The organism is Halioglobus maricola (assembly GCF_009388985.1).
Taxonomy (GTDB): Bacteria; Pseudomonadota; Gammaproteobacteria; order Pseudomonadales; family Halieaceae; genus Halioglobus; species Halioglobus maricola.
This window is the reverse complement of the sequence record NZ_CP036422.1, coordinates 3,771,237-3,783,868: the sequence shown is the minus strand read 5'-3', so window position 1 is coordinate 3,783,868 and position 12,632 is coordinate 3,771,237. Positions and strand designations below refer to the sequence as shown.

At 57.7% G+C, this 12,632-nt stretch carries 13 protein-coding genes; 7 read left to right on the top strand and 6 right to left on the bottom strand.

The window, feature by feature from the left end:
• Nucleotides 1-33: 33 nt before the first annotated feature.
• Genes EY643_RS17220 through EY643_RS17210 form a run of 3 tightly spaced genes read left to right on the top strand, consistent with a single transcriptional unit; the run spans nt 34 to nt 3,085 of the window.
• A complete protein-coding gene (locus EY643_RS17220; protein ID WP_153240400.1) occupies nt 34-1,755 on the top strand; it encodes a 2-oxoacid:acceptor oxidoreductase subunit alpha in 1,722 nt (573 codons plus the stop codon).
• Complete coding sequence (locus EY643_RS17215) at nt 1,752-2,576, top strand: thiamine pyrophosphate-dependent enzyme (protein WP_153240399.1); 825 nt, start codon at nt 1,752-1,754, stop codon at nt 2,574-2,576. Before EY643_RS17220 ends, EY643_RS17215 begins: the two co-directional genes overlap by 4 nt.
• Nucleotides 2,573-3,085, top strand: coding sequence for a ferritin-like domain-containing protein (locus tag EY643_RS17210; RefSeq protein WP_153240398.1), 513 nt, complete (start codon nt 2,573-2,575; stop codon nt 3,083-3,085). Before EY643_RS17215 ends, EY643_RS17210 begins: the two co-directional genes overlap by 4 nt.
• A 13-nt stretch (nt 3,086-3,098) precedes the next feature.
• Here EY643_RS17210 and EY643_RS17205 read toward each other — a convergent pair whose 3' ends face one another.
• From EY643_RS17205 to EY643_RS17190, 4 genes are read right to left on the bottom strand one after another with little or no spacing between them, the layout of a single operon-like run.
• Nucleotides 3,099-3,503, bottom strand: coding sequence for a CBS domain-containing protein (locus EY643_RS17205; RefSeq protein ID WP_153240397.1), 405 nt, complete (start codon nt 3,501-3,503; stop codon nt 3,099-3,101).
• A complete protein-coding gene (locus EY643_RS17200; protein WP_153240396.1) occupies nt 3,503-3,853 on the bottom strand; it encodes a P-II family nitrogen regulator in 351 nt (116 codons plus the stop codon). Before EY643_RS17200 ends, EY643_RS17205 begins: the two co-directional genes overlap by 1 nt.
• A 10-nt stretch (nt 3,854-3,863) precedes the next feature.
• Nucleotides 3,864-4,676 carry a DUF1538 domain-containing protein gene (locus tag EY643_RS17195; RefSeq protein ID WP_153240395.1) on the bottom strand — a complete coding sequence of 271 codons (813 nt, stop codon included), beginning with the start codon at nt 4,674-4,676 and terminating at the stop codon, nt 3,864-3,866.
• Entirely contained in the window at nt 4,676-5,410 is a 735-nt protein-coding gene (locus EY643_RS17190) for a DUF1538 domain-containing protein (protein ID WP_240732753.1), read from the bottom strand. The genes EY643_RS17195 and EY643_RS17190 overlap by 1 nt, the downstream gene beginning before the upstream one ends.
• A gap of 161 nt (nt 5,411-5,571) precedes the next feature.
• Here EY643_RS17190 and EY643_RS17185 point away from each other — a divergent pair, with 161 nt between their 5' ends.
• On the top strand, nt 5,572-5,928 hold the full coding sequence (locus EY643_RS17185) for a YMGG-like glycine zipper-containing protein (RefSeq protein ID WP_153240394.1): 357 nt from the start codon (nt 5,572-5,574) through the stop codon (nt 5,926-5,928).
• Nucleotides 5,929-5,930: 2 nt separating this feature from the next.
• Here EY643_RS17185 and EY643_RS17180 read toward each other — a convergent pair whose 3' ends face one another.
• Both EY643_RS17180 and EY643_RS17175 read right to left on the bottom strand, forming a co-directional pair.
• Nucleotides 5,931-7,802 (bottom strand): AsmA family protein, encoded by a 1,872-nt coding sequence (locus tag EY643_RS17180; RefSeq protein ID WP_153240393.1) that lies wholly within the window; start codon nt 7,800-7,802, stop codon nt 5,931-5,933.
• A 73-nt stretch (nt 7,803-7,875) separates the two neighbouring features.
• Complete coding sequence (locus EY643_RS17175; RefSeq protein ID WP_153240392.1) at nt 7,876-9,132, bottom strand: valine--pyruvate transaminase; 1,257 nt, start codon at nt 9,130-9,132, stop codon at nt 7,876-7,878.
• A gap of 77 nt (nt 9,133-9,209) precedes the next feature.
• On the opposite strand from EY643_RS17175, the gene EY643_RS17170 reads away from it, so the two are divergent.
• From EY643_RS17170 to EY643_RS17160, 3 genes are all read left to right on the top strand, one after another.
• Nucleotides 9,210-10,112, top strand: coding sequence for a DUF3667 domain-containing protein (locus tag EY643_RS17170; RefSeq protein ID WP_240732752.1), 903 nt, complete (start codon nt 9,210-9,212; stop codon nt 10,110-10,112).
• 75 nt (nt 10,113-10,187) lie between these two features.
• The gene (locus EY643_RS17165) at nt 10,188-11,024 is read left to right on the top strand and encodes an outer membrane protein (RefSeq protein WP_153240390.1); all 837 of its coding nucleotides are present in this window, start codon (nt 10,188-10,190) and stop codon (nt 11,022-11,024) included.
• Nucleotides 11,025-11,048: 24 nt separating this feature from the next.
• Nucleotides 11,049-12,437, top strand: a complete 1,389-nt coding sequence (locus tag EY643_RS17160; RefSeq protein ID WP_153240389.1) for a Na+/H+ antiporter NhaC family protein — start codon at nt 11,049-11,051, stop codon at nt 12,435-12,437.
• Nucleotides 12,438-12,632: the final 195 nt, after the last annotated feature.

The following is a 12,632-nucleotide window of genomic DNA, read 5'->3' as shown; positions in this document are numbered from 1 at the left end:
CTATTCTTAGGGTACAACAACGAGTGTGCCCGTATGAGCCAAAAAGAACTCTCTATCGCCATAACTGGCGCCGGCGGTGCCGGCGTCATTTCCTGTGGTGAGCTTCTGCTACAGGGCTGGGCACGGGAAGGTGGCCGGGGCTTACTGCGCAAGGCGTTCGGCCCACAGATCCGCGGCGGCGAATCGGCAGCTCTGGTCAAACTCACCGCGCACGAGCGCTATACCGCGGCGTCGCGCTATGACGTGTTGCTGGCGCTTGATTGGAACAACTTCAACCGCTTCGGCGATGAAGTCCGTCTGGATGGCGACAGCCTGATCCTTTGCGATGAGTCCCAGCAAATGCCGGAGGAAGTGGCAGAGTTGGGCGCGAGTGTCATCACATTGCCTCTGGCTGCCATGGCCGCAGAGGTGCATCCGGAGGGGAGGGTAAATATGCTCGGCCTCGGTCTCCTGGGTGCCGGGCTGGGTCTGCCTGCAGACCACTTGATTGAGCTGTCTGCTCACAAGTTGGCTCACAAGCCGGAAGCCTATCGCGAGGCGGCTGCAGCGTGCATTCACGCAGGCATGGCGAAATGGCCTGCGGTGGCGTTGGATACGCCTCCCTGTGATGGTGATCCTGCCCCCTGGTATATCACCGGTAATCAGGCTGCCGGCCTCGGAGCGTTGGAGGCGGGAATCCGTTTCGTCGCGGCTTACCCGATTACCCCTGCATCTGATGTGCTGGAGTGGATGGCGGGCGGGCTCGAAGATCTCGGTGGTCAGTTAGTGCAGGCCGAGGATGAGCTCGCTGCCATCAATATGATTATCGGTGCGTCGTTCGGCGGTGTGCCGGCGTTCACTGCTACCTCGGGCCCTGGCCTCGCGCTGATGACGGAAAGCATCGGGCTTGCCGTCGCCAGCGAAACACCGGTGACGATCCTCAATGTAATGCGCGGCGGTCCTTCTACCGGTATTCCCACCAAGTCTGAGCAGAGCGATCTGAATATCGCGCTGTCGGGTCTGCACGGAGACGCGCCCCACCTGGTGCTGGCTCCACTGGATATTGCCGATTGCGTCTACACCAGTGCGTGGGCGGTGAATTTGGCGCAGGCCTTGCAGGTGCCCGCCATCGTGCTTTCGGACCAGTTTATTGGCCAGTCTTCAGCGGTTGTCGGCGAGCCGGCTCGCTGTGAAAACTTCCCTGCTCCCGGCCATGGCTCAGACCATCAGCAGGCTGGCGACAATGACTACTTGCGCTACCGGCTCACAGAGTCAGGCATTTCTACCCTCGCAGCGCCAGGTGATCCGGGCAAACGATTTACGGCTGATGGCCTCGAGCACAACGAGCGCGGAACGCCGTCGGCGCGGGACAATGATCACCAGCTACATCTCGAGAAACGGGCGCGCAAGCTGACCGGGTTCGATTATGGTGACGCCTGGGCCAGAATCAGTGGTGAGGGTGAGCTGTGTTTGATCAGCTTTGGCTCGGCATCGGCCGCCGTCGCCGAGGCGGCGGAATTGCTCGCGGCAAGTGGCCATCGCGCACGCACCATTGCACTGCGACTGCTGGCGCCACTGCAGGTTGATTCACTGCTGGCCGCTATCGGTGACTGTACTGGAGTCTGGGTGATCGAGCAGAACCACAGTGCTCAGTTGCGTCACTACCTTCGCGGTGAGCTGGATTTTCAGGCGCCGCTCCACAGTTACGCCCACGCCGGCCCGGTACCGCTGTCCGGCACCGCGATCGCGGCAGCCATTCTGGAGGCAGGTGTATGAACGATGTCATCAAGTTACGACCGAAGGATTTCAAGTCCGAGGTCAAGCCCATCTGGTGTCCTGGGTGTGGTCACTATTCGGTACTCAATGCCCTGACCAAGGCATTCGCTGCACTGGGTATCGACAAGGACAATACGGTGTTGGTATCCGGCATTGGCTGCTCTTCCCGGTTGCCTGCCTATGTAGACAGCTACGGCTTTCACGGTGTCCACGGCCGCGGGTTGGCGATTGCCCAGGGCCTTAAGGTTGCACGCCCGGATCTTACCGTGCTGGCGCTCGGTGGTGACGGAGACGGCTTCTCCATTGGTGGCAACCACTTTATCCATGCTTGCCGGCGCAATGTGAACATGACGTATATCGCGATGGACAACGAAGTCTATGGCATGACCAAGGGGCAGGCTTCACCGACCACAGCCTCCGATTGGGATCACAGCAAACTGACGCCCCATGGCCCTGGCGTGCGGCCGTTCAAGCCCGCTGCGCTGGCGCTTGCAGCTGGCGCCCCATGGATCGCCCGGGGTTACTCCGGCAACCCCAACCAGATGTCCAGGATCCTGGCGGAAGCCATCGAATTTCCAGGCTTCAGCTTTGTGCACGTGCTGTCCCAGTGCATCACCTTCTGTCCGGAACAAACTGATTGGAAGGCCGTTGTGCACGAGCGCCTGGAACCGGCAGTTAGCGATGCTGACGAGGCCGCCAGGCTATTTTTACACGAGGACGGTTTTTCGACCGGCCTGCTTTATGCACGGCAGCAGCCCTGTTATTCGGGTACGACTCCCGCTGCCGGCGAGACCGATTTATGTGGAGGATTCAGGGTATGAGCAAGGACATTCTGGCAGAGTTTCTCGCCCATTCGATGGAGCTGGAATCGGAGGCGCGCGAGCGCTATCTGGAATTGGCGCAGGCTATGAGGGCACACAATAATGTCGAAGTGGCAGAGTTCTTCGGCCGTATGGCCGAGGAAAGCCGCTTGCACCTGAGTGAAGTGGAGGAAATAGCCCGAGCCTATAAGCTACCGGAATTGAAGCCCTGGGAGTTTGTATGGCCCGAGGAAGAACCGCCGGAGACAACCAGTTACGAGGCGGTGCATTACCGGATGAACCTGCAGGAGGCGATGCTGCTGGCGCTGGACAATGAGCGGGCAGCGGAGAAATTTTACGCTGCCTATGCCGAGAGTAGCGTCTGCGCCGAAACCAAGAGATTTGCGGCGCAGTTTGCGGCGGAGGAGGCTTCCCATGGCGCGCAGTTGGTGGCGAAGCTCGGTGCGCTGTCACAGCGCGGCGCCGTCCACCATCGCGAGGAAGACGATGCGCCGCATATGCCCGAGTAGCGCTCGTCTGACATTAGCCGATTAATTTGCAGAGGCCGTCGAACACCAGCTCTCGGTAGCTGACAATCCCAATCACCTTGCCGTCCTCCACCACGGGAGCGTTGGACAGGCCGAAGCTGTCGAACATGCGGGCCACATAGCGCACATCCATGTCGGGCTCTACCGGGATGACCGGCTTTGACATGATTTCGTAGACATTCACACGTTCCGCGGCCCTGTCCCTTGCCAGCACTTTCTTGGCGATGTCTGAAAGCAGTACAAGGCCGAAGGCATCGTGTTCATTGCGTTTCCTGACGATTACCACGGTGGCGTCGGCGTCTTGCATGGCCTTTAGCGCATCGGCCACGGATGCCATGCCATCCAGTTCCAGGTGTTCCGTGTGCATCACGTCCCTGGCTTTGATCACGTGCTTTTCCATTACAGCAGTTCCTCCACATCTTGTGTTAGTTCTTGCGCTTGCGACATCACGCCAACAGCGTCTTCTACATCCAGTTGGAAGGCGATGCCGGTCCCGGGTTTGGAATCCATCTCTCCGACCCGATTGATCTCCTCGAGGATGTGGCGCGATAGATGCTCTTCGACCAGAAAGAGGATGACATCGCGCTGGGTTTCCAGCGATAGGCCGAAGAACGTTTTGCTTACCTTGAGGCCCTCGCCGCGGGCGTTGTTGATCACAGTCGCACCGGTGGCTCCCGCCTGGCGCGCAGCGTCCATGATCTCGTCGGTTTTTTCGTCTTCGATGAAAACGATGATCATTTTGAAGTGCATGAGTTTCTCCTCAGGTATTCTTGCGCGTAGTTGTGCGCTTGCTCGCACTGGCGGCCCTCAGCTCCGAGAGCTGAGCGTAGGCCATCACTGAGAGTATGGGAAACAGGCTGGCAAAGGCGATCAAACCAAAGCCGTCGATAAGTGGGTTTCTACCGGGAACGGTTTCCGACAGGCCCAACCCCAGTGCCGCTACCAGGGGTACGGTGACAGTCGATGTGGTGACACCGCCTGAGTCGTAGGCGAGGGGGATAATCATTTTTGGCGCTACTGTCGTCTGCAGTACCACGAAGGCATAGCCCGTGATGATGTACCAGTGGATGGGGTCGCCGACCACGATGCGGTAACAGCCCAATGAAATGCCGAAGGCAACGCCAAGCGCTACGGATATGCGCAGGCCCCACACGCCGATGGCGCCGCCCGACACCTGGTGGGCTTTGATCGCGACAGCGATCAGGGACGGTTCAGCAATGGTGGTGGAGAAGCCGATCAGGAAGGCGAATATGTACACCCACATGTAGTCTTTCCACTCGATATCGGCGATGGTTTCTCCCGCTTCCATGCTCGCCAGCAGGAAGTCTGCGTTGGTGAGTTGGCCGGCCATCAAGCGGCCCAGCGGGAATAGACACCACTCCAAGCCAAGTAGAAATAAGGATAGCCCTATCAATACCCAGCCGAAGCCGAGCAAAATCTCGCGCAGGTTGGCAGGTTTCTGCCGCAGCACAGCAAACTGGAAGCCGAAGATAATTGCTGCAATAGGCAATACATCGGTCACCGTCTCGGCCAGAGTGGCGAGCACTTCGTAAAGAATGTCGAGAAGGCCCATCAGATCACCATTCCGTAAGCCATCACGAAAATCATGGGCGTCAGCGAGGCGAATGCGATCAGGCCGAAGCCGTCGGTCATCGGGTTGCGCCCCTTGATCGACGAGGCCAGCCCCACGCCGAGAGCGGTTACCAGGGGTACCGTAATCGTTGAGGTGGTGACGCCGCCTGAGTCGTAGGCAATGCCAATGATCTCCCGAGGAGCGAACATGGTCATGATCACCACCAGCACATAGCCGCCGATAATCAGCCACTGTACCGGCCAGCCCTTCAGGATGCGGATGACGCCAATCACAATGGCCAGGCCCACCGAAAACGCTACCGTGTAACGCAGCCCCTCGGCGTAGCGAGTCATGGCGGCTTCATTCGCGGCGATCATGCCACCCTCGGCCGCAACCTTTGATGCCTCCTCTGCCACTGCGATCAGGGCGGGTTCCGCGACAGTGGTGCCAAAGCCCAGGGCAAAGGCGAAGATGACCAGCCACGTGACGCTGCCTTTGCGGGCAAAGGCAGTGGCCATGGACTCACCGATCGGAAACAGGCCTTGCTCAAGGCCGTGAATGAAGAAGGTCAGGCCCAGTACAACGAACAAGACGCCCAGCAATATCTGGCCGATGTTGGGCATGGGTTGCTGCAGCACGGCGAGCTGAAAAAACAGGATCACCAATATGATGGGCAGCAGATCTCGCAAGCTGCCCAGCATCGCAGTGAGTAGTTTCTTCAGGGTGGCTTGCACGATGGTCCTTCCAAGAGCGAACCCTGAGTGTAGCAGCGGCGGCGTGTCAGAAAATTGACCTGGATAAATGTTTTGTCAGCTGCTGTCGGGTTAACAAATCTTTACCGGCATCGGCCTTGCCAGATGGTAGGCTTACGGAAGAAACCTGAGGGAGCGATAAGATGTATAAATTAGCCTTGGTGCCGCTGGCGCTCGTGCTGGCTGCCTGCACCACAACTGACGAGATTATCATCGACCGCAAGGGCGTCGACCAGGCGAAGTATGAGCAAGACCTGGCAGAGTGTCGTGGTTATTCATCGGAGGTAAAAACGGGTGAGAAGGCAGCGCGCGGTGCCGCATCAGGCGCCGTGGTTGGCGGTTTGATAGGCGCGGCAGTGGGTAACAGTCGTGATGCCCAGCGGGGTGCCGGCGCCGGTGCTGTCACCGGTGCCGCACGGGGTGTCAGCGAGGGCTCGCGCGACGAGGTTCAGGTGGTAAAGCAATGCCTGCGAGGAAGAGGCTACCGGGTTCTTAACTAACCCTAGTTCCCCAACAACCCCTTCAATAACTTACCCGCATCCTCGCCGAATCGTTCCTCGACCTCTTTCTCTGCCTTTCGTTTCAGCTCGTTTTCGGCCATGTCTGAGATGATTTCGGTGGTATCTACTGAGCACCAATCGCCGGGCTCGCCGCTGACATTTCCTTTGCAGTTCAATGGCCATTTGATGGAAGTGATTCGCTCGTTCACGCGGCAGGCGGGGTCCAGTTTTTCCATGCCGGGCTGCACTTTCGCCTTGAACGTGGTGTCGAATTCCATGCTCTCCAATTCCAGGTAGCCGGTGCCGCTGAGCGTAATCTCGGCCAGTTTGGCCTTCAGCGGTTTGAGGTTGGCGCGGCCATTGCCCATCTGGATGTCGATGGCGAGTGTTGTGATCGGTGTCTCTGCGGGGAAGGTTGTGCTCAGGCTCTCCTGGTTTATCAGGGCGATGGCTTCGCACATCATCTGCTCCACGCCCATATCCTTGAGCACGGCATCGGAGGCTGCGATTTTGATGGGCCCCTTGAGCGTGTTGGTGATGGATGAACTGGTATTGCCCTGGCCGTTGAGTTTCCAGTTCAGGTCCACCTTGCCCGTCGCGATAGGCTGCGACTCCACCGATTCAAGCACATCTGCGATATCGATTTTGCTGAGTGAGCCTTCGGTGTTAACCCGGGCTTGGGGGTGTTTGGCATTGAGGTTGGCTTTCATCTCGAGCTTGCCGCCGTGGACCTCACCAGTGACCGACGACAAGTAGGCCATGCCGTTCATGACGCGCAGATTGGCCTTGAGATTGCTGACCACGTGCGGATCCCATACCACCTTGTCGATGGTCAGTTTGGCGCGAGTATCCATGGCACGAATGGCTTCTACCGGAATCGCGGTATCCCCGCTGTCCGCATCCTCGCCATTGGTTGATTGTGTGGCGGCGGCATCGGGGCCTGCGAGTGCAAGCAAGGCCGGGGTGAATTCGTTGAGGTGTAATCTGGCATCGATTTGGGGGCTCTCGTAGCTGGCGTAGCGCACGTTGCCGTTAGCCCGGGTCTCCGCGATCGCAAGTTCGAGTTTGAGGTCGGCGACCTCGTTGTTGATATGCACTTCTCCAGATGTCTTGAGTTCCACTGTTTCAGCGAGTGCCCCGCGCACTGTGATCGTCATATCAGTTAGTGTGGCTATCTGGGTGGCCTGGGAAATCGAGACCTTGCCATCGGCTTCAATAGTCATGGGGCTCTCACCGGGTATGTTTACGGTCAGGTTTAATGGAATGTCGCGATTGTCCAGATTCAGGTCACTGGCACGCAATTCCACTATTTCAATCACACTGGTGTCGCCGCCCGCTTCGGTGCTCTCAATGCGGGAATCGGTGACGACCAGGCTGGCTACGTTCATTGCGAGGGGAACCGCGATGGTTGACTGAGTACTTGCAGCCTGGCCGGCCTCCTGTTTGGCCTTGCTGCGTTTCGCGTAGAACGCCTCGAGCTCTTCAGTGCTGTAAGCACTGGTGTCAACGGGCGCCGGTGCCGGCGCAGTCACCATCTTTATGACGACCCCGTCGAAAGAGACCGTGTCCACGGCAACCTCCTTCGACAGCAGTGGCATGAATTGCACGCCTATCTCCAGCTCGCGGGCCTCCAGGCTGGTTTCATCTTCGCCGGGCATCTCCAGCGTTACATCTCCGAGTTTGACCCCGAGGGTAGGGAAAATGCTGAGGTCCAGTTCGCCCGCGACTCGCAGGGTGGCGCCGGTTTGTTCCTGGATCTTCTGCGTCGCCATTGCCAGTACCTGTTCCTTGTCCAGTAGTACCGGGATCAGAATAGCGGCCGCCAACACGAGTACGATTGGAATGGCGATGATTATCAGGATAATGCGTGACATCGGAAGGCCTCAAAAGTGGGATAACTGCTTGGACCTTGAATAATAGAACAGGTTCGCCGGATTTGGGTATCAATCAGCCGGCAGAATATGCCTGGTGCACTTCTTCGGCGATGATTTCTATCCCTCTCTGTATCACTTCGGCATCCTGGGCATAGGAGACTCGAATACACTCGTGCTGGTGGGGCCAGTACTCATCCATGCCCACAAAGAAGTTGTTGCCGGGCACTATCAGCACGCCACGGCGCTTCAGGCGTTGGTACAGGGCCTGACTTGTAATGGGTAGGCCCTCAAACCACAGCCAGAGGAAAATGGCGCCTTCGGGTTTGTGGATGTGGTAAGGGAGGTCGCCAAGCGCTTTGCGGAACCAGCCCACAGTAGCAGAGGCTCTTTCCTTGTAGAACGGGCGCACCAGTTGGTTGGATATCGATTCGATCTCGCCACTGGCAAACAGCTGCTTGGCCAGGGCGGGGCCCAGATTGCCGCAGGCCAGGCTGACGATGGTGTTGGCATTGGTATATGCCTGCACAATGTCTTCACGGGCCACAATGATGCCAGTACGCACACCCGGCAGCCCCAGTTTGGACAGGCTCAGAGCGAGGATGGTGTTGTCATTCCAGTGCGGCCTGGCGTCCTCAAACAGGATATTGGGAAAGGGCAGGCCATAAGCGCCGTCGATGATGAGCGGTATGTCTCTCTCGCTAGCGATTTCGTCGAGGTGGGCGATCTCTTCATCGGTCAGTACATTGCCCGTTGGGTTGGTGGGGCGAGACACGCATAAGGCCGCGGTGTCCGGCCCGGGGTTCAAGTGGGAGAAATCCACCCGGTACTTGAACTGCCTGTTATCGAGCAAATCGATGTTGGGACGGGTAGCGGTGAAAAAATTGTCACTGAGCCCGGCGTCGGCATAGCCAATGTATTCCGGCGCAAGCGGCAAATGGATGGCCCGCTGGCTGCCGTCGGGCATCTTGCCAGCGAGCATGTTGAACAACACGAAGAAAGCGGCCTGGCTGCCGTTGCTGACAGCGATATTCTCTTCGCGCACCGGCCAGCCGAACTGCTTATGCAGGTAGGCAGCCATTTGCTGGCGAAATTCCCTGTCTCCCTGGGGAGACTGGTAGATGCCAAACAGACTGTGGCGTTGAGCGGGGTCGGCCATGATGTCTTCCAGGCGTTGCTGGAAGACGGCTTCGACTGATTGCAGGCGGCCGGGGTTGCCACCGCCCATGAAGATCATCTCCGGATTTTCATTCAAGGCAGAACCCAGATCGTCCATCAGCTCGACGATGCCGGATTCTCCGGTGAATTTTTCCCCAAAAACTGACAGTTTCACGCGCGGTACCACTCGGTAGAGAGGGCAATAGTAGCCCCAGTCTTGATAGGTGTATATGCTCACTATTTTACAATTTGATGAGTACAACTTTGGACCAACAGACCTGTCGCAACTGTAAGACTCCGGTTGATGGCGAGTACTGCAGTCACTGTGGCCAGCGTGAAGGTCACGCCGACAAACGCTTCCTCGATCTGGCGGGTGAGATTGTGGGCGATGTTTTCGACGTTGATTCCCGTCTGTGGCGAACACTTACCTCCCTGCTGTTTCGTCCTGGCAAGCTAACTGCGGAATTTATCGCCGGCAGGCGCGCTCGCTACATTCCGCCGTTGCGGCTCTATCTCATATTCAGTTTTGTTGTCTTCCTCGTTATGGCCATGGACGCATCCAATGCACTGGTGACTGGCGAAGACGCTGAAGCTGCGGGAGAGGGCGGGATCACCGTGGCGCTCGACCCGAATGAATTGCGGGATGCGTTTGACGAAGAGGCCGAGGGCGGCGAACCGATGGTAAATATTGGCATTGCGGATGAGGGCAGCCCCCAGTGGATGCAGGATTTGCAGAGTCGCCTCGAGGGCAATACAGAAACGGTGGTAGAAAATCCCAACGCCTTTGTTGAAGACATGGTCAGCTACCTGCCGCAGATGATGTTTATCTTGTTGCCACTGTTTGCCCTGCTAATCTGGCTGGCTTATCTATTTTCTCCCTTCCATTACCTGCAACACCTGGTGTTCGCGCTGCACTATCATTGTTTCGTCTATTTGCTATACATGCTGGATAAGCTGCAGGGCTTCGCCGGCTTGGATATTAGCGGTTGGCTTGCATTATGGCTGGTGGCTTACCTGCCGCTGGCCCTGCGTCGGAGCTACGATTCGGGTTTTCGTGGTGCTGTTGGCAAAAGCTTGTTTATCTATGTCGCTTACGGAATATTGCTGGTGCAGGCCTTCACCGGCGTGGCCTTGATAGCGCTGGCGTTGCTCTAAGCGGAGCCAGATGGATTGTGGCGACAATTGTCGCGCTTATCTTTATAATTTCCGTCACAATCTATAAGGATATTCATGAAACCCCTCTCTTTATTTCTGCTGGCGTTCATCGCCCTGCAGGCTGTGCCGGCGTCCTCCGAGGACGAACCCATGAGCCAGCACATACATCGCTACCTGCATGAAAAGAATGTCGTGATCGTTGGTGCAGCGTGGCAAAAAGCCGATGCCGTTGTGCGCGCAACCGTTGATCCGTTCCCCGAGCAGGGTATCGATCTTGAACAGTTGGGGGTCGATCCGGACTATGCCTCCTATTATCTGGAGTGGCGACACAGGTTCAGCCAAAAGTGGGGCCTGGTGGCCGCTGCACAGACTTTCCAGAGCGATGGCGATATCGTGGCGCAGCGCGATTTCAACTTTGGCGGTGTCGAGTTCCCTGCGGGAATCGATATTAATACCGAGCTGAGCGTCGATATCTATTTCATTGATCTGATGTATCACGCCTATAGCTCTGACAGAGCTGAAGTATCTATCGGCGGTGGGCTGCACGCGTTTGATACGGCAGTGGATATCAGCGGTAAGTTGTTTATCGGGGAGGGCGAGTTCGCTGGCAGTGGTTCGAGTGGTGAGTTGCTGGCGCCGTTGCCAAATCTGCGAGCATCCGCGTTTTATGCTTTTACGGACAGGTTATCAACCTTCGCCACGCTCGGCTGGCTCAGCGCAGATGTGGATGAATGGAGTGGTTCCTTCACTTATCTCCACGCTCGTTTTCACTATGCGTTCACTGAGCGCTGGGGTTCTTCGCTGGGATACCAGTACACTGATGTCGACGTGACCCGGGACCGTGGGCGCAGGGAAACGGCGTTTGATATGCAGTTCAGGGGGCCAACCCTACAGCTGACATACCTGTTCTAGTGTTGCCGAGGAGGCGAACCTTCGATGAGTGACCCCAACTGGACTGTTCTCCTCCCGCCGCTGCTCGCGATTGGCCTGGCTCTGCTTACGCGACAGGTATACCTGGCGTTGTTCACCGGTATCTGGTTGGGATATTTCCTGCTCGATGGCGGCCTGTTGCATTCTCTTGCAGGCGCGATCGATGCGTCTGTCGCTGTGCTGGCGAGCCCTGGCGATGCGAAGGTGATTGTGTTCACCCTGGTGATAGGTGCCTTTATCCTGACGCTGGAACGCAGTGGCGGTGTCACTGGGTTTATACAGTTTCTCGAACGGCGTAGCTGGGTGAACAGTGGCCGTCGTGCCCAGTGGATGGCCTGGCTGATCGGCGTCGTCATTTTTATCGAATCCAACATCACTGTACTGGTTGCAGGGACCGTCTCGCGGCCACTGTTTGATCGCTTCAAAGTGGCGCGAGAGAAACTCGCCTATCTGATCGACTCAACTTCTGCGCCAATCTGTATTTTGATTCCTTTCAATGCCTGGGGGGCGTTCAACCTGGGCCTGCTCGAAGGTCTTGGCGTAGAGGAGCCGCTCCGGGTGCTGCTCACGGCCATTCCAATGAATATCTATGCTATTGCCGCGGTGTTGCTCGCGGCGTACACCGTGACCCGTAATTTCAATCCCGGGCCCATGGCTGAGGCCGAGCGCCGCGCCCAGGCGGGCGAGTCGCAGGCCGTCCAGCAAGACCTCGGAGTGCTGCAGGACTCCGCAGCCCCCAATGCCTGGAATATGCTGCTACCCGTACTGTGCCTGGTGGGAGCGATGCCGGTATTCCTGCTGATCACAGGCGACGGAGATATGTTCGCCGGTTCGGGATCGACCAGCGTGCTCTGGGCCAGCCTGTTGGCGCTGACACTCGTCTCGGTGCTGGTGCTCTGGCAGCGCAGCATGGGGCTGGAAGAACTCAGCCGCACCTGGATGAAGGGCGCCGGTGAGATGCTGCCGATTGCCACCGTGTTGTTGCTCGCGCTGGCGCTGGGCGGCGTATCGAAAGCCCTGGGTACCGGTGTCTATGTGGCGGGGATGGTGGGCGACACACTGCCGGCGTGGATTCTGCCAGCGAGCCTGTTTCTCGTGTCCGGTTTCATTGCTTTTTCAGTCGGTTCGAGTTGGGGTACTTTTTCCATCATGCTGCCCATCGCTATCCCCATCGCCGCGGCGATGGGGGTCGAGCCGGCTCTGTTTGTGGCCGCAGTGCTGTCGGGTGGCATTTTTGGCGATCACGGTTCGCCGATATCGGATACAACAATCGTCTCCTCTATGGCCTCCGGGACAGAGCATATCGAGCATGTGCGCACGCAGCTGCCATACGCACTGATCGCTGGTGGCGTGAGCGTTGTTGGCTTCCTCGTGCTGGGCTTGTTGTTCGTGTGAACAGGTGACCTGTTTGGGGGCGAAGTGCACCAAACTGGAGCAACTAAAAAAACGCCCCATTGCAGCCAGTAGGCCGCAATGGGGCGTCAAGTACCATGGATGGAGATTTCAATTTCATAACCTGAGCCCATGGGGCCGAAGTTGCAATAAGTAGAGCATGAACTGTGCCAGTTTGAAGATAAGCGGTGACTTTTT